This is a genomic window from Nostoc sp., assembly GCF_036919895.1.
Taxonomy (GTDB): domain Bacteria; phylum Cyanobacteriota; class Cyanobacteriia; order Cyanobacteriales; family Nostocaceae; genus Nostoc.
The window spans coordinates 92,274-110,130 of sequence record NZ_JBALBW010000025.1 but is presented as its reverse complement, the minus strand read 5'-3'; the positions used below and the strand labels follow the sequence as shown (position 1 = coordinate 110,130).

General features: G+C 42.6%; 13 protein-coding genes and 2 pseudogenes. 11 read left to right on the top strand and 4 right to left on the bottom strand.

Features of this window, described 5'->3' with window-relative positions; translation table 11 throughout:
• Window positions 1–323 precede the first annotated feature (323 nt).
• The 3 genes and pseudogenes from ntrB (at window position 324) to V7K55_RS04435 (ending at window position 3,521) form a co-directional block, all read left to right on the top strand.
• A complete protein-coding gene (gene ntrB, locus V7K55_RS04445; protein ID WP_334828607.1) occupies window positions 324–1,061 on the top strand; it encodes a nitrate ABC transporter permease in 738 nt (245 codons plus the stop codon).
• A gap of 54 nt (window positions 1,062–1,115) precedes the next feature.
• Complete coding sequence (locus V7K55_RS04440) at window positions 1,116–1,943, top strand: ABC transporter ATP-binding protein (RefSeq protein WP_334828605.1); 828 nt, start codon at window positions 1,116–1,118, stop codon at window positions 1,941–1,943.
• Window positions 1,944–2,229: 286 nt separating this feature from the next.
• Window positions 2,230–3,521, top strand: a pseudogene (locus V7K55_RS04435) (CmpA/NrtA family ABC transporter substrate-binding protein).
• Window positions 3,522–3,748: 227 nt separating this feature from the next.
• On the opposite strand, the gene V7K55_RS04430 reads toward V7K55_RS04435, so the two are convergent.
• Window positions 3,749–4,381, bottom strand: coding sequence for a TetR/AcrR family transcriptional regulator (locus tag V7K55_RS04430; RefSeq protein WP_334828603.1), 633 nt, complete (start codon window positions 4,379–4,381; stop codon window positions 3,749–3,751).
• Window positions 4,382–4,484: 103 nt separating this feature from the next.
• On the opposite strand from V7K55_RS04430, the gene V7K55_RS04425 reads away from it, so the two are divergent.
• The 7 genes and pseudogenes from V7K55_RS04425 to V7K55_RS04395 all read left to right on the top strand — a co-directional run.
• Entirely contained in the window at window positions 4,485–5,864 is a 1,380-nt protein-coding gene (locus V7K55_RS04425; protein WP_334828601.1) for an HlyD family secretion protein, read from the top strand.
• Window positions 5,861–7,813: an ATP-binding cassette domain-containing protein gene (locus V7K55_RS04420; protein WP_334828599.1), complete on the top strand. Its 1,953-nt coding sequence runs from the start codon at window positions 5,861–5,863 to the stop codon at window positions 7,811–7,813. Before V7K55_RS04425 ends, V7K55_RS04420 begins: the two co-directional genes overlap by 4 nt.
• 47 nt (window positions 7,814–7,860) lie before the next feature.
• On the top strand, window positions 7,861–8,967 hold the full coding sequence (locus V7K55_RS04415) for an ABC transporter permease (RefSeq protein ID WP_334828597.1): 1,107 nt from the start codon (window positions 7,861–7,863) through the stop codon (window positions 8,965–8,967).
• Between the two features lie 120 nt (window positions 8,968–9,087).
• Window positions 9,088–10,206, top strand: a complete 1,119-nt coding sequence (locus V7K55_RS04410; RefSeq protein WP_334828595.1) for an ABC transporter permease — start codon at window positions 9,088–9,090, stop codon at window positions 10,204–10,206.
• Between the two features lie 10 nt (window positions 10,207–10,216).
• A complete protein-coding gene (locus V7K55_RS04405; RefSeq protein WP_334828593.1) occupies window positions 10,217–10,435 on the top strand; it encodes a hypothetical protein in 219 nt (72 codons plus the stop codon).
• Between the two features lie 91 nt (window positions 10,436–10,526).
• Window positions 10,527–12,140, top strand: coding sequence for a vanadium-dependent haloperoxidase (locus V7K55_RS04400; protein WP_334828591.1), 1,614 nt, complete (start codon window positions 10,527–10,529; stop codon window positions 12,138–12,140).
• A 223-nt stretch (window positions 12,141–12,363) separates the two neighbouring features.
• Window positions 12,364–12,771: pseudogene (locus tag V7K55_RS04395) on the top strand (transposase); the annotation flags it as partial.
• Between the two features lie 594 nt (window positions 12,772–13,365).
• Here V7K55_RS04395 and V7K55_RS04390 read toward each other — a convergent pair.
• Together V7K55_RS04390 and V7K55_RS04385 are read right to left on the bottom strand one after the other, a co-directional pair.
• A complete protein-coding gene (locus tag V7K55_RS04390) occupies window positions 13,366–13,908 on the bottom strand; it encodes a hypothetical protein (RefSeq protein WP_334828587.1) in 543 nt (180 codons plus the stop codon).
• Window positions 13,909–14,201: 293 nt separating this feature from the next.
• Window positions 14,202–16,613 (bottom strand): Ig-like domain-containing protein, encoded by a 2,412-nt coding sequence (locus V7K55_RS04385; protein WP_334828585.1) that lies wholly within the window; start codon window positions 16,611–16,613, stop codon window positions 14,202–14,204.
• A 237-nt stretch (window positions 16,614–16,850) separates the two neighbouring features.
• Between V7K55_RS04385 and V7K55_RS04380 the strand changes: the two genes are divergently transcribed.
• A complete protein-coding gene (locus V7K55_RS04380) occupies window positions 16,851–17,018 on the top strand; it encodes a hypothetical protein (protein WP_334828583.1) in 168 nt (55 codons plus the stop codon).
• On the opposite strand, the gene V7K55_RS04375 is transcribed toward V7K55_RS04380, so the two are convergent.
• Window positions 17,015–17,854, bottom strand: coding sequence for a sulfotransferase family protein (locus V7K55_RS04375; protein WP_334828581.1), 840 nt, complete (start codon window positions 17,852–17,854; stop codon window positions 17,015–17,017). The genes V7K55_RS04380 and V7K55_RS04375 overlap by 4 nt on opposite strands.
• Window positions 17,855–17,857: the final 3 nt, after the last annotated feature.

Below are 17,857 nucleotides of genomic sequence, written 5' to 3'. Positions count from 1 at the left end.
TATCCCATTCCTGCGGGACGCTAATCTTAGCAAATTTGCATTATCAGGGTGGGTAAGACTTCGGCTTGAGCGCTCAGTCGAACGCTGCCCACCCCACAATGATATTGAAAAAATATTAGTGCAAATTAAAGGCGCAACAACTTAATATCATGATTTGGGATATCTAGTTATCATTGCTGTTGACTGTCAAAAATGCAAATATTGTTGTTAAAGCTAGTAAAAATAAGGTAGTTAAATCAGATGGTCATACAGTCTAAAATCTCATTGGGTCAAAGTAAAAAAAAACATTTGCTTTAAGAATTTTAAAGCAAAATTTTGCCCCCTTGTGCGGTATTACCAGTATTTTAATATTATGGTACTCGATCAGCCTTACTGCTAATACATCTTTACCTTCTCCTTTTGCAGTCATCAACAATACTTGGGAATTGATTAGCGATCCCTTTTTTAATAAAGGTGGATTAAATAAAGGTTTATTTTGGTTAATTCTAGCTAGCCTTAAACGAGTCATGTTTGGCTATTCGATAGCTGTAGTTGTTGGCATTACCATTGGTTTTTTAATTAGCCTCAATAAATTTTTAGAAGATGCAATAGATCCCATCATTCAGATGTTGCGTCCTGTTGCACCTCTAGCTTGGCTACCTTTAGCGCAGGCGATATTTCTAAAACCAAATCCATCGGCTATCTTTGTAATCGCTATTACTGCTATTTGGCCAATTATTATCAATACAGCTTTGGGTGTAAAAATGCTACCCAAAGATTACACTAATGTCTCAAAAATTCTAGAACTCTCATTTTTTGAGAACTTTTACAAAGTTTTACTCCCTGGAACATTACCCTATATTTTTTCTGGTTTAAGAATTGCCATTGGTTTATCTTGGTTAGCTGTTGTTGCTGCGGAAATGTTACTTTCTGATGATGGATTAGGATTTTTTATTGTGAATGCTTACAATGATTCCAATATTAGCGAAATAATCCTGGCGATTATATATCTAGGTTTAATCGGTCTAATTTTAGATAAAACTATGTCTTATATAGCCTTGAGAGTTACGCCAAAAGAATAGTTTTTGGAAAGTGCAAACATAATCGAGTTTGATTATATATTAGGAGATTCCCCAATGCAGAGATTTGTTAATATTCAAGGTATTCATAAAGAATATTCCGAGTCGAATAGTAATAAAATCGTCATCCTTAAAGATATCAATCTAGAAATTAAGCAAGGAGATTTTATTTCTGTGATCGGTCATTCTGGTTGTGGAAAATCTACTTTACTGAATATTATCGCAGGGATGGAAAAGCCTTCTAGTGGTTATGTAGAAGTAGATGGTACTAGAGTACAACGTCCAGGGACAGAACGGATGATGGTATTTCAAAACTATTCGCTGTTACCTTGGTTAAGTGCTTGGGATAATGTGGCTTTAGGCGTGGATAAAGTCTTCTCTCACAAACTCAAGGTTGAACGCGATCGCATCGTAGCTACTCACTTAGAAATGGTTGGTTTAAAAGATGCCTCCCACAAAAAACCAGGACAACTTTCTGGGGGAATGAAGCAAAGAGTTGCCCTGGCTCGTGCTTTAGCTATTAAACCCAAACTATTGTTGCTAGACGAACCATTTGGGGCTTTGGATGCCCTTACTCGCAAATCTCTACAAGCGGAGTTGATAAATATTTGTAATCTGGCTCATATTACGACCATTATGGTCACTCATGATATTGATGAAGCATTATTGCTTTCCGATCGCGTGGTGATGTTAACTAATGGCCCGGCTGCCCATATTGGTCAAATTTTAGATATAGGCTTTGGTCGTTGTCGCATTCCATCAGAGATTGTCGATCATCCTCTATATCATAAGTTGCGCCACCAATTACTAGATTTTTTACATAATCAGCAGCAAAAGCAGTATAAAGAAGTTGAAAGGATACCAGTTTTGAAATCTGCGACTTAAAGAAGATAGTAAAAAGTCAAATTGCAAAAGATTCTGGATCTTCGGTACTTGTTATGCAAATTTATTAATTAGATATCAAAATTTGACTTTAAAATCAAGATGATAACGTTTAAGTTCCTTGAAAAGCCTAAAACGTTAAAAATAATTCCTGTTTCTATTTTACAGCAAGATTTTAAGCTTTTGAGTAGATTATTTGAGCATACTAATTACTGAAGAGCCAAGATTCTTGTCTTTTTAGTTTACTTTTACCTTTTGGACTCCTCACTCCCTTTTACAGTAATTTATTATGACAAAGTTTACTAGAAGAGATTTTATCGTAAGTAGTGGTGCAGCGTTTTTATCTACCACACTCAATCATTATTCTTCAGCTATTCCATCTAATGCAGGTTTGTATGTTGGACATAGTGATGCACCGGAAGTCACAGGGGCAAAACTAGGTTTTATCCCAGTTACTAGTTGTTGTCCTTTGATTGTGGCTAAAGCCAAAGGTTTTTTTGCCAAGCATGGAATGCCTAATGTTGAGGTGTTAAAGCAGCCTTCTTGGGCGATAATACGCGACAAACTGATGTTAGGTTCAGATAATCAAGGTTTGGATGGCTCTCATTTGCTATTTCCTATGGTGTATTTGATGGCCACTGGTGAAATTAGCTATGGGCAGAAAATCCCAATGTATATTTTGACTCGATTGAATGTCAACGGGCAGGGGATTTCTGTCACTAATGCATACAAAGATTTGAATCTGGGGCTAGATAGTTCTTCACTCAAGCCGGTGTTTGCCAAAAAAAGTTTAAGTGGGGAAAATGTTCTTTGTGCTATACCCTATCGCCGGGTAACTGGTGACTTTTTTATGCGTTGGTGGTTAGCTTATGGCGGGATCGATCCAGATCGAGATGTATCGCTGATTGTAGTTCCACCGCCGCAGATGGTAGCTAATATGCGGGGTGGCTCAATGGAGGCTTTTTGTGTGGTAGATCCTTGGCACGATCGCTTAATTAAACAAAAGATCGGTTACTCTACCGTTACTAGTGGCGAATTATGGAACAATCATCCAGAAAAGGCGCTGGGAGTGCGGGCTGAATGGGTAGATAAACACCCAAAAGCAGCAAAAGCTTTATTAGCGGCGGTATTAGAAGCGCAGATGTGGTGCGATCGCCCAGAAAATAAACCAGAACTGTTTGAAATTATATCGCAACGACAGTGGATTGGAGTACCGATTGAATTTTTGCGCGATCGCCTCTTGGGTAAATTCGATTATGGTAATGGGCGCGTAGTCGAAAATAGCCCCCATCCGATCAAATTCTGGCGTGAAAATGCCTCCTATCCCTATAAAAGCCATGACTTATGGTTCTTTATTGAAGATATGCGCTGGGGTAATCGCTCCAAAGATTTTGATCCCAACCAATTATTAATTCAGTCAACCGAGAAGACTTGTGGCGAGAAGCAGCTAAACTCATCGGCCAAGAAAAAGCCATCCCCGCTAGCACATCACGCGGAGTAGAAAAATTTTTTAACGGCTTGGAGTTCGATCCAGAAAATCCTCAAGCTTATTTAAATGCTCCTAAATTGAGGCAGATTTAATTTCTTTTCTCTTGCAAGAGTGCCTATTCTCTATCATTTTGACACTCCTCGGCGTGAACGCACGAGGATTCTTGAATCTAAGACATAACTTACTTTTGCAGGTTTGCACCAACAAGAGTAGAGGTTTTATCTCCCCAAGCGTTGCTTGCGTCTGTCTTGGAAAGGGTAAAAAATTCGCAATGACGGGTTTTAGATCGTTTATTTTTTGGAATACTCTAACGATTGCATCATTTAGTTGTATGAGCAAGTACGAAACTCATTAAACTATCTATGATGCGATCGCGTGATAATGGCATCATTTCTTTCCCATATAGTATCTCCTGCACAATCACATAAGATACCATTGAACCAAAAAAGATTTGCGCTGTGGCTTCTGGGTCAGTAATGCCTAATTCTGGGTGAGAAGTAAAATAATGACTCAGTAATTGTCGTCCACGCTGAATCACGGTTTGAGTATATAGTTTTGCCAGTTCTGGAAAGCGTTGTGACTCGGTGATAATCAAGCGGAACAGTGCTAAATATTCAGGATTGTCGGCAGCTTTTGTAAAATAAGTTTCAGCAATTTCACGTAATAAAATCGCTGGCTCTCCATCTAAATCCTCTGCACAAAAAATATCCCGAAAACTAGCAATTGTAACCCTTTCTATCAACGCCCTAAATAGTCCTTCTTTATCTTGAAAGTGACTGTATATAGTCTGTTTAGATACTCCAGCTTCCGCACTTACCCGATCCATACTAGTTCCAGCATAGCCATCCCTCAAAAATACCTGCATGGCTCCTTGCAAAATTTGCTCCTGTTTTTGAGTAATGGCTCTTAAACGAGATAAAGTCCCAGATTGGGAACCAGAATTTTTGGGCATATAGTGAATAATAAATTTTTTGATATATCTATGGACTATCATACCATACAGTCTAGTATGATATTAAAGTAAGTCTTTAATGATAAAAATATAGGGTGATAGTATGTCTCAGACTACTTCGACATCTCCAGAAGGGATTATAAATGTTCCAGTGCCACGATCTAAGCAGGGAAAGAAGAAACCGATTTTTTTGTTGTTAGGTTTGCTGGTTGTAGGAAGTGGAATTACTTATTTTATTTGGCATAATCAACACCAAGTACCAGCGAATGTGTTGAAAGTAAGTGGAAGGATTGAGGGTTACGAAACTGATATTGGGGTGAAGCGTTCGGGGAGAATTGTTGCAATTGCAGTGCGTGAAGGGGCAGCAGTTAATAAGGGGGAAGAATTAATCCAGTTGGATGACACTAACAACCAAATCCTCCAAGAACAACTGCGGGGTGCTGAGGCGATGGTTGCATCTGCCCAATCTGATGAACAGCAAGCAATTTCTGATGCGACTCAAGTAGAAAGTGCAATAGATGAAATTGATAGCCAAATCAGGGAAGCAAAACTTAATTTTCACCAATCTCAAGGAGATACCGAAGGAAGAATTCAACAGGCAAAGTCTAACGTAGCGGCAGCTAAGGCACAATTATTACAAGCACAGGCACAGACAAAGCAAGCAGAGGCAGAAGTAAAATTAGCGAAAGTTAACCGCGATCGCTATGCTCAACTAGTCAAAGAAGGCGCTGTCAATCAACAACAATTTGACCAAGCACAGACCACGTTTGAGACAGCAGTAGCCACCGTAGAAGCTCGAAAAGCATCAGTAAATGCCGAACAGGAACAATTAAGTGCTGCGATCGGAGCCTCAACCCAAGCTAAAACCACAAGTTTCAATCCAGGGATTCGCAATGCCCAAACAGAAGCTTTAAAAAGAAAAAAAGACCAGAGTTTTGCTCAACTTAAATCCGCTCAAGCCAAGATAAAATCTGCTCAGGCGAAAGTAAGAGATGCCAAGTCATCAAAACAGCAAATCCTCACCCAAATAGAAGACTCGAAAAAAGATTTAAATGTTGTCAGTCCTTTAGATGGTGTCGTGACTGCCCGGAGTGCAGAACCAGGTGCAGTAGTCAGCAGTGAAACTAAGATTTTGACAATAGTTGATCCCAAGACAGTATATCTGCGAGGTTTTATTCCCGAAGGCGATATTGGAAAAGTGCGTTTAGGACAAACAACCAAAATCTTTCTTGATTCTGCGCCGGAAAAACCCCTCATGGGCAAAGTTATTTCTGTCGATCCTCAAGCCTCTTTTACCCCAGAAAATATCTACTTCCAAAAAGATCGGGTTAAACAAGTAGTAGGTGTGCGGATTGAGTTAGAAAACCCTCCTGGCTGCTTTAACCCAAAAAATCCCTACTCTGGTTCAGATTTGCCCTGTGCAAAAATTGGAATGCCAGCAGATGCAGAATTGATGTTGCAAGTTAAGGAAGTAAACAAATGAAATTATCAACTCCCAAACCACTGCAATTATCTAGTCGCTCAACCACTGCGATTAAAGTTAGTAATTTACATAAACATTACGGAAAACTAGTCGCTGTCCAAGGAATTGATTTGACTATCAATCAGGGTGAAATGTTTGGGTTAATTGGCCCTGATGGTGCGGGTAAAACCACTACCTTTCACATTTTAGGTGGGGTGATGGAAGCGACGGCGGGAGAAGTGCAAGTATTTGGTCAACCTGCAAGGGACGCACGTTTAAGGACGGGGTATCTCACACAACAGTTTTCCTTGTATTTGGATCTCAGCATTGATGAAAACTTGCGTTATGCGGCAGGATTGCGCCAAGTCAGCGATGATTTATTACAAGAACGTCGCCAAAAATACTTAACATTGATGAGTTTAGAACGGTTTGGCGATCGCTTGGCGGGTCAACTTTCCGGGGGGATGAAACAAAAGCTGGCGCTGTGTTGTGCCTTGGTTTCCCAACCAGACGTACTGTTACTAGATGAACCGACCACAGGGGTCGATCCAGTTTCCCGCCGGGAATTTTGGGATGTATTAGCCGAACTTTCCGCCGACGGGATGACAATTGTTGTCGCCACACCCTATCTAGATGAAGCTGAACGGTGCGATCGCGTCGCACTGATGTATAGCGGTCAAATTCACGAAATTGGTACACCGGCAGCATTACGCGACAATTTAGGTTTATATCGCTTAGAAGTCAGAACCCCAAATCTAGAGATAGCCGAGAAACTTCTCTTACAGAATGTGCAGACAAATATAGTCGATGTGCAGACATTTGGCGATCGCTTGGATGTTCTCGTTAAAGATGTGAATCTCGGCGAAACCCAGGTAAATCAACTACTGCAACAGCATCACCCCAAAATTGAACGTGGCGAACCCACCTTAGAAAACGTCTTTGTCACCCGTCTGCGACAACAAGGTTCAGCACCGGCATTTTTGGACTTTCCTCGTTCGCGTGGAGGAAATAGGGAACAATTCAAACCTCAAAATTCTTCCGATCAAATCGCTATTTCCGCCCACAATCTTAACCGTGTATTTGGTAACTTCCAAGCAGTCAAAAACGTTAATGTCGAAGTCCGCTATGGTGAAATATTCGGGCTTTTAGGTGCGAATGGAGCCGGAAAAACCACTACCATCAAAATGCTGTGTGGATTACTACCAGCTAGTGGCGGTGACATTTCCCTTGGTGGTGAAACAGGAAATCTGCGTAGCCGTGACTTACGGCGACGCATTGGTTATATGAGTCAGAAATTCACTCTTTACGACGATTTAACAATTCTGCAAAACCTAGAGTTTTATAGCGGTATTTACAGCGTACCCCGCAAACTTAGGCGGGAGAAGATTGATTGGGTAATTGCTACCTGTGGTTTAGAGGGACAAGAACAGATGATTACCGGACAATTACCGGGTGGTTGGAAGCAGCGAGTAGCTTTTGGCGCTTCTGTGATGCACGAACCAGATATTTTATTTCTCGATGAACCAACATCTGGGGTAGATCCTTTAGCCCGTCGTCAGTTTTGGAAGCTAATTAATGACTTTGCCCGCAATGGTACAGCTATTTTGGTGACAACGCACTATTTAGAAGAAGCGGAACAGTGTAACCGCATGAGTTTTATGGTAGCCGGAGAAGTCGCCGCCGAAGGTTCGCCTAGTTCTATCAAAGCTTCTCAGCCAGGACAACTTATAGAGATTATTGTCAACCAAAATCAAGCCGCCTCCAACATACTTAAACAACGTCTTGATTCGTGGCGTGTCTCTATTTTTGCCAATAGTTTACACGTTGTTCTTGATGAACCGGAAAAAGAAATTCCCGAAATAACTCAGCTTTTAAAATCAGCACACCTGACTATTCAATCTCTGCGTCCCATTCCTTTCTCTTTGGAAGATGCTTTTATTGGTATCGTTGAACGTGCAGGAACAAACTAAAATTAGAATTACACTTTGTATAAATTAGCTATTATGTGCATAACGCAATGAAAAGAATTTTTTCTCAATGTATTAAGGAAATAGCGCAATTTCGGCGCGATCGCTTAACTTTAGGTTTAGCATTTTTATTGCCGTTTTTGACTCTAATAATTTTTGGGTTTGCGATTCGTTTAGAGAGTAAAGATATTCCCCTAATTGTCCAGGATTTTGACCGGACAAACCTGAGCAGAAGCTATATTGAGAGGTTGTATTCCACTAATCAATTTGTACCTAAACAATGGTCAGGTAATAATCCAGTACGCGATGCAATTGATAAGAGTATTGCTAAAGCCGCAGTAATTATTCCTCCCCAATTCAGTCGAGATATTCAAGCTGGTAGAAATGCAAAGGTGCAAGTATTAATCGATGCCACAGATGTTAATAATGCACGTGTAATTAGAGGGAGCATTCAAAGAGTAACTAATTTCTTTATGCAAGACCAAGGACTAATATCAGATACAAGTATTATTACACCACATGTCCGTTTGTGGTTTAACCCTGGTAGATTGGAGTCGCTGTATATTGTGCCAGGAACCTTTGGTGTAGTCTTGTGGATTTTTCCCTCATTGCTAACTGCGATCGCAATGGTGCGTGAAAAAGAAAAAGGTACAATTTTACAAGTTTATGCTTCTAGCATTAGTGCCACTGAACTGTTACTTGGAAAAGGACTAGCTTACCTGCTAATTGCTATTAGTGAAGCTTTAATAGTTATGGGATTAGGGTCAATAATTTTTCATATCGGCGTAATTAGTAACCCCATTACTTTATTACTAGGAACTCTACTCTTCTTGATGGATAGTGTTTCCTTTGGTTTACTTATAGGTGTACGCACCGATAACCAAAATTCCGCAGTCCAAATTGTTTCTCTTGTTGGTTTTATTACATCTTTATTGCTATCTGGTTTTATTTATCCCCTCAGTAATATTCCTTTTCCCCTTTCACTAACACCTAACCTATTTCCTGCCCGTTATTACATTGATGTCACCCGTGATGCTTTTGTACGTGGTACAGGATGGACAGGAGTTTGGTTTGACTTACTTATGCTTGCAGTTTTGGGATTGGTATTTTTCAATGTAGCACGTCGGCTTTTAAGTCGGATGCAAATTAGTCAATAGTCAATATAGCAATCCTAAAGAAGATGTTCACATCTCTTTTTCTCTGCGCCCTCTGCGTCTCTGCGGTTCGTTTAAAAAATACTAAATAGGATTGCAATAGTCATTACCCATTAAACATATATGAAAATTTGGCAATTATTTGATAGTCCATTTTGGTCATTAGTTCGTAAAGAAATTAATCAAATTCTGCGAAACAGGCAATTGATTGTTTTATTAATTGTCCCACCAACAGTACAATTATTGCTTTACGGATTTGCACTTAACCCGGATGTCCATAATTTACGACTGGGTGTAATTGACTATGCCAATATCTCCGCCAGTCGGGAATTAGTTTCAGCAATGACATCCAATCACACTTTTAACTTAGAATCTGTACCAAGCAGTGAAAAAGATTTAAGCCGCCAAGTAGAAGAAGGTAAGCTAGATGTAGGGGTAATAATTCCACCAGATTTTCCCCGTCAACTAGCTAATAAATCAGCAGAAATTCAAATATTTATCGATGGAGTAAATGCAAATACGGCGGGCATTGCTGCTAACTATATCAATCAGATTATTCAACAATATAATCTCAGTTTGGTACAGAATAAAGTCAGCACACCAGTTTCGACAGAAGTCGTTTTTCTTTACAATCCCGGACTCACAAGTAGTTGGTTTTTCGTACCAGGGGTTATGGGTTTAGTCCTGACACTAATCGGCACATTAGTATCAGCAGTAACTGTTGTGCGCGAGAAAGATACAGGAACTTTAGAGCAATTATTAATGACTCCCTCTAGTAATTGGGAAATTTTATTAGCTAAAATTGTCCCGTTAGCATTCTTGCTTATGGGAGATGTGCTACTAGCTTTAACTTTGGGAACAGTCGTCTTTAGCGTACCATTTCGTGGTAGCTTCCTGCTATTTTTTGCCTTATCAAGTATGTATGTTTTTGTGGGGATTAGTTTGGGCATTATGTTGGCAACTATTTGTGGTTCTCAACAACAAGTGTTACTCACATCGTTCTTTATAAATTTACCAATGATCCAAACTTCTGGAGCAATATCTCCGATTGAAGCTATGCCTCCTTTATTTCAATTTCTCTCTCTCTTTAATCCACTTCGTCATTACATCACCATTGTTAGAGGTATTTTACTCAAAGGAGTTGGTTTAGATGTGCTGTGGTTAAATGTGTTAGCATTGATTTGTTTTGCTGTTCTTCTATTAACTATTAGTATTAACAAGTTTCGGAGTCAGCTAAGTTAAACAATAGCTGATGAAAAGTTTTCCAGATTTTGTCTCGTATTTAGTACGTCTGTTGAAGACCAAACTGATCCATAACCCTTCTAGAGACGTATTACAAAGTATGAGTTTAAGCAAACTCAAGATTTTAGTACCGATTGTTACTCCTGCTCAACCTCTCAAACCTCGTGTAAATTTTCTAGGCTGGACTCCAGGAAAAACTCGTCTACGTAAAAACCGCTTTCCTATTTAAAAAAATCTGTCAGGTTTTCCGAAATCTTCAAATTGCGATCGGTAGATATGCATATGACCACCACATATTAACTTCATAAAAGGAATTTATTATGAATAAAGAGCGTCCTTCTCGCCAAGAATGCCAAGAACTTGGCCCTAAAAACAACAAACAACGTCGGAAATCATCTCGATCAATTCGTCGTCAAGCAGCACAAATTGCCTTTAATCGAGGTGCGGCGGATCATGTTTGCAATGGCGAACAACAAGACTATCGCGGCGCAGATGGAAATCCCAACTACATTGCAAATTTCTCTAAGGGTTTACCACATAATGAACTTGGAGAAGTCAAGCCAGAAGCTTACAAATCTCTACTCAAAGCCCTTGGAAGTGGCAAACCACAAGACTTTGCAGCTATTGAGCTAAGTCTTGGTCACAAATTGACCAATCCCCAAGCAGGCTTGGGTTTCGATCTAGAAGGCCCCGACGGCCATGCATTGGCTATTCCTCCAGCACCCCGCATTGACTCAGCCGAAAACTCTGGGGAAATGGTAGAACTCTACTGGATGGCACTGTTGCGAGATATCAACTTCACTGATTATGCAAACGATCCCCTAGTTGCCGAAGCCGCAGCAGATTTGTCCAAATTGTCTGATTTTCACGGCCCGAAAGTTGCTGGATGCGTCACACCAGCTACTTTGTTCCGAGGTATTCATGCTGGTGACTTAGTAGGCCCCTATATCTCCCAGTTCTTGCTCAAGGATATTCCCTACGGTTCCCTAACGATTTCTCAAAAGCAAAAAACCGTACAGCGAGATATCAATTACTTGACTGATTATGAAACTTGGTTGAATATCCAAAACGGCGGCAAAGCGAAAGAAGATGCTTTCGATAATACCAAATGCCGCCATATCCGTAATGTGCGAGATATCGGTCAATACGTCCATGTTGATGCTCTCTATGAAGCTTACCTCAACGCTTGCTTGATTTTGTTGGGACTGAAAGCTCCTGTAGATGAGGGAAATCCTTACAAAAATTCTAAAACTCAAATCGGGTTTGGGACTTTTGGCGATCCTCATGTTCTCAGTTTGGTGACTGAGGTAGCAACCAGAGCTTTGAAAGCTGTATGGTTCCAAAAGTGGTATGTACATCGCCGCTTTCGTCCAGAAGCATTTGGTGGACTAATTCATAATCAACTGACTGGCCGTGCAAAATATCCAATTAATGATGAAGTTTTCCGCACCAGCGCCCTTGAAAAAGTCCACAGCCGCTATGGTACTTACTTGTTACCAATAGCATTCCCGGAAGGTTCTCCCACCCACCCCGCCTACGGCGCTGGACATGCTACCGTCGCAGGTGCTTGCGTCACTATTCTGAAAGCTTGGTTTGATGAGGCTTGGGTGATTCCTAAACCAGTATTTCCTAATGCTGAAGGTACGGAACTATGTGATTACAATGGCGCTGATGCAGGACAGATGACGGTTGGTGGAGAGTTGAATAAGATTGCTGCCAATATTTCCATCGCTCGTAATGGTGCTGGTGTTCACTGGCGCAGTGATTATACAGAGTCCGTGAAACTGGGTGAACAGCTAGCAATTGGCGTGTTGCAAGAACAATCACTTACTTTTAACGAAGATAATTTCTTCAATCTGACTAAGTTTGATGGTCAGAAAATCAAAATTTCTCGTGATGAAGTGAAACACCTGATGGAAGAAAAGGAAGACTAGCTCAATTCACCAAGAACCGAGCTTATAAACTGAAGGTGGAGCGATTAACCACAATGCTGGTGGCGCTCCACCTTCACAGTCATAGCGACGTTCATTGTCACGGTGAGAGTAAAAATGATACCTTTAACAATACCGTTGCCAAAAAAAGAGTATGAAGAGAGAGGGCGCTCTGTAGTAGAGTTGTTGTCTTCCCAAACGACAACTCAAAATCCACAATTCGCCCATGTTCGACATCCTATCACTGTTACAATGCCTTCTACCGCAGATCAACGCTACAACGATGCGCCGAATGAACCAGATGATCATGGCCATGTTAGCAATGAGCGGCCAAGTCACGATGTTGGGAATCTCCCGTTGGGCTGGCATTGGTGGTAGTTACCCTTCGATGTTGCGGTTTTTTCATACAGTAATTCCTTGGGCGACGTTGTTTTGGCTATTTTTCCGCAAGCATTTATTTCGAGCAAATGAGGTATATTTGCTTGCAGGAGACGAAGTTGTAGTCAGCAAATCAGGGAAACATACTTATGGGTTGGATAGATTCTTTTCCAGCCTAGTAAGTAAACCAATATCAGGACTATCTTTCTTTACATTATCGTTAGTAAGTGTCGACCAAAGACACTCATTTCCGATTAATCCCGACTCCGGCATTATTGACCTTAAGACTCATTATCGTGGCTTTCGATATGTTCGTGAAATTTTAAAAATGCTTCCGGAAATGCCTGAGCCTATTTTATTAACCCAGATTTTTGCCAAGCTTACTTCTTTGGGACGTATTCATAACGTTTCCACAGGCGTTGAACCCTCGTAAATTGGCAAAGGTATTGTTTAACAAACGTATTTAAAAGTATTTGTCTGAAGACTTTAGAAATATTAGAGAATAGCGATCGCACAGAATAGTTGGTGATGGTAGAGTAGGAGCGCTGACATGGCAAGCATTACAGAGTAATATAGCGCCCCGTCGTCGTTCTTTCTAAGAGATAAGGGATTTCCAACAAATAAATTATCTAATCTTGTGGGGCTGGCACTTGTGTCGCCCACCCCATAAGAAGTAATTGAGTATAGCGGTTCTCAGTTGAGTGGGGTTATTCGGGTTTAATAAGCAATCAAACGGACATAATATCAAAGGTTAATAGGACTTACGCATCAAGTACAAAATGTAGGGGCAATTTATGAATTGCCCCTACGGTAAATCAAGGCTTTCACTGCCTTTTTGCGTAAGTCCTGGTTAATTAGCTTTGATTTGTTGCCCTGAGAATTTGAATGTTCCTACGGCTGGGACATTATTTAACAACGGATTAGCATTGAGTCCGAAAAAGCGCAGTGTGATAGTCCCTTCTACTGTCTGGGTTTGGGGATTAAAGCTGGCTTGATAGTCAGAGCGAGCAATGCTACCAGTGGCTCCGGTGCTTCCAGGAAAAGCAAAGGTGATAGACCTAGCACTTACCCCAGTTTTTCCATCACACTTCCAAGCGCCTTGTCCACTACTAAAGGGATTAAAGACGTTGGTGACACCACCTTGACTGGAGTCAACGACAAAAAAGTTACCATCTGCGGTCAGTGTAATCACTCCACGCGAGCTAGTGCTGCCATCTTGGTTGAAGATTGTTGTCAAATAAGAACCAGTGACGTTGAGGCGACAACGTGCTGTATTCGCTACAGTTTCCGGTACGGAGAAGTTTTCACCTCTAACAACGTTAGGAGTCGCAAGTAAGGTACTTGCCAAAACTGAACTAAATAATAAAGTATTGCGAGACCAGATTTTATTCATTTTGTTTTTGAATTGATTACACAGATGTAGCGACTAATTTTGTCTGAAATCATGGACGCAATGGATTATATAGCGATCGCCCCAATCACCGCATCGGACAAAGCTCCAAGTTTTGACTAGGATCTTTGTCCTATATAATTAATACTTATGCAGTTCTTGGGCAAGAGATAAGCGATCGTTTAACCCTGTCTGTTGGAGGGTAAACTCTTTTGTATGGGTCGATGCAACAAAGTTGCAAGCCAATGCAACAAACTTGCAGTCGGGGTGGGCAAACATTTGCCCACCCAACACAATTAAACGGAGATAAAATTGCTCTGAGTCAGAGTAGTAGTATCAAAGGCAGTCAGTATTGCTAAAGTTTGATTGCCTAAGCTAATCTGATTACCACAGAAAGACAACTGATTGAAGCTCAAGCCAGACAAGCCAATTTTATCGCCCTGACCTAAACTAAAATCGGTAAACGTATCTCTACCTGCGGATTTTTCCAATACAAAGATATCGCTACCAGTACCGCCAGTTAGGTTATCATCACCCAAGTCGCCTCTGAGAAAATCGTTACCCGCACCGCCGACAAGTAAATCTTGACCGTTACCTCCTAGAAGGTTGTCATTACCGTCACCGCCATAAAGTTTGTCGTCACCGTTGTCGCCATAGAGTTTGTCATTACCTGCATCACCATAGAGTGTATCTTGACCATTGCCGCCATAGAGGGTATCGTTGCCGTCACCGCCATAGAGCTTATCATCACCATTCCCGCCGTCGAGGAAGTCATTACCTCCATTGCCATAGAGCGTATCTTGACTATTCCCGCCATTAATGATGTCATTGCCTGGAGTGCCGTTGAGGAAATCGTTATTGTTAGTACCATTCAGATTTGCCCCGACTGCCACAGTTACCATTCCGACATCTGTGCCACCATTGCCATCGCTGACGGTATAGTTAAAGCTGCCGTTGCCAGTGAAATTAGTTGTGGGAGTAAAGACGACATTGCCACTGCCATTTAAGGTGACACTACCGTTAACACCGTTACTCACAGCAGTGATGCTCAAAGCGCCGCCATCAACATCGGTATCGTTTGCTAACAAGTCAGCAAACAGCAAGGTAGTCGGCGTATTTTTATTAGCACTGGCAGAATCATCACCTGCAACGGGTGCATCGTTAACGCCGTTGATGGTTAGGTTAACTGTGGCTGTGCTGGTGAGGCTACCATCGCTGATGGTATAGGTAAAACTGTCGCTGGCAGTGGCACTAGCAGCTAAAGATTCAAATTGACCGTTGGGGTTGTAGGCGAAGGTGCCATTGCTGTTGAGGGTGAGTAAAGCACCTGAAGTTAAGGTAATTTGACTGCCCACAACCGCAGCATTGCCGTTGACTGCGCTGACGGTGAGGGTATCTCCCGCATCGGGGTCAGTATCGTTAGCCAAGACTGAAATCACAACAGCTTGGTCTTCCGTAGTGCTAGCCGTATCATTATTTGCGGTTGGCGGATTGTTTGCGGAAGTAACGTTAATCGTGCCGTAAATATCATTATTATTGGTGGTTGTCCCTGCATCGTTAGCCGCACTGTTGCCGCTAAAGGTGGGATTACCGACAGAAGCGACGGTGCCAAGGACAGTGGGCATTCCCTGGTTGTTGCCGTTGGTGTTGGTGGTGGACTGCATGATGAAGATTGCCCCACCTAAGCCTTGACCTGAGTTATTCCCAGTGCCGCCTATAGCTGTGTTATTGGTAAAATTGGTGTTGTTGAGGGTTAAAGAACCACTGCGGATGAAGATGCCGCCACCGAGTCCAGCACCGCCGCCGCCGCCACCGTTGCTGCCGTTGCCGCCGCCGTTGCCGCCGCCGAAGCCGCCGAAGCCGCCGAAGCCGCCGAAGCCGCCGAAGCCGCCACCGTAGCCGCCATTGCCGCCATTGCCGGTATAGCCGCCATTGCCGGTATAGCCGCCACCGTTGCCGCCACCGCCGCCGAAGCCGCCAGCACCGCCAAAGCCGCCGAAGCTGAAGCCGCCGCCGCCGCCGAAGCCGCCAGCACCGCCGCTGCCGCCGCTAAAGAAGCCGCTGCTGCCGCCGCCGCCGCCGCCGCCGCCGAAGCCGCCGTTGCCGGCGCTGCCGAAGCCGCCGTTGCCGGCGCTGCCGCCGTAGTTGCCGTTACCATCGTAGCCGCCGTTGTAAGAGCCGCCATTGCCAAACAGTCCGCCGCCGCCGCCGCTGTAGCCGTCGAGGCCGCGGCCGCCATTGCCAAACAGTCCGCCGCCGCCGAAGCTGAAGCCGCCGTCGCCGCTGCCACCTTGTGCTGCATTATTACTAAAAGCCACATTGCTCAAAGATACATTGCCATCATAGATGAACAAGCCGCCCCCCAGTCCGGCACCGCCGCCGGCACTATCTCCGCCTTTAGCTCGTCCGTTGGTGATGGTTAAATTGGAGATACCGACGGTTCCCGACAAGATAAACAAGGGGCGCACGTCGCCGTTATCGTTGATGCCGTTGTCATTGGCATCGCCGCTGATGCTGTGGTTGTTGCCCACAATGGTGATGTTGCTGTTCACCAGCGTCTTTACTACCCCAGTGACACGGACATCGCTATTGATGGTAATGGTGTCATCCCCTCCCAGTTGGTTAGCTTGGAGGATTGCATAACTGAGAGTGCCTGTAGTACTTCCGCTGCCGTCATCAGTGGTTTGGTTAACGATGAAATTTGCCATTTGATTTATTTCCTTTGGTGTTAAGTAAATAAGAAGCCGATCTAACGCTCTTCTATTACTCTCGTTAAATAAAAATTTATAACCCTTGATTGTTAAGGCTTTGATAAATTTACGAGTAGGTTGGGTTGAGGAACGAAACCCAACACGAAAAATCCTTGGTTTTGTTGGGTTTCACTAAAGTTCAACCCAACCTACATTTTTTTCTTTCATCAGAGTCATAAAAGAGCGCTAATTAAGGTGCAAGCCGATGCAACTAAGTTGTATGTCGATCTAATTAAGGTGCAAGTCGATGCAATTGAGTTGTATGTCAATGCAACTAAGTTGCAGGTTAATGCAATCAAGGTGCAAGCCGATGCAATCAAGTTGCAGCCTGAGAGGAAAGGGGAACATTCAACGCTTTATTAACTCGCCGCTTCTATTGGCTGGGCGACAATCATATTTGCTCGACTATTGCTAGGATTGTGCCAAAAAGACAACCCATTATATTGAGCAAATAAATCCGGCGGTAAAATTGTGACTCGCGGTTGAAACTCGACTTTGGGACGCACCTGATGTAATCCCTTAGTATTCAGCCGATTATCAAATTCGGAAGCTTCGTATTCCACATGGGCAAAATCATGCTCAAAGGGTTCTTCTTCTAAAAATTGATAAATCAGCGATAGGGTTTTATCAGGTGCTTGGGTTAATAAGTCATAGTCCACCAACAGTAAAGACGCACTATATTCGCTATAGAACGCTTCTTTGAGGGCGTTATAAGCAAACCCAACTAATCGTCCTCCTTGACTCAAGGTTTCGGTGCGGGTATAAACTGTCGAGCGTTCACCAGGATTGTTAAACATCCGCGACACATCAAAAGCGTTTTTCCTAATTAACCGTTCGATGCTATCCATAATCCAAGCCATATTCCGCACGCAGCAAATTACCTTGGAACCAGGAAATAGTTCGCGGATTAAGGAGAGTTTGCTACACCACAAGCGGTTAGTGTCAAAGATGACTTCTTTCTCAGCTTGAGGTTCGTAAAATGTGGAAAATATCGTTAAGGTTAACGCCCGTTTTTGCTCTGGGGTGATGAAAACAGAATATTCATTCTCTTCGCTCATCGCTTCTAGCATTCGGTTCACCAAACTACCAACGGGGCTTGTCATACTGGCGTGAAATCGGGGATTTTGCCGCAGTAAGGCTCCGAGTAAGGTAGAACCGGAACGGGGTAAGCCAGAGATAAAGTGGATTTTGGCAGTCATTAC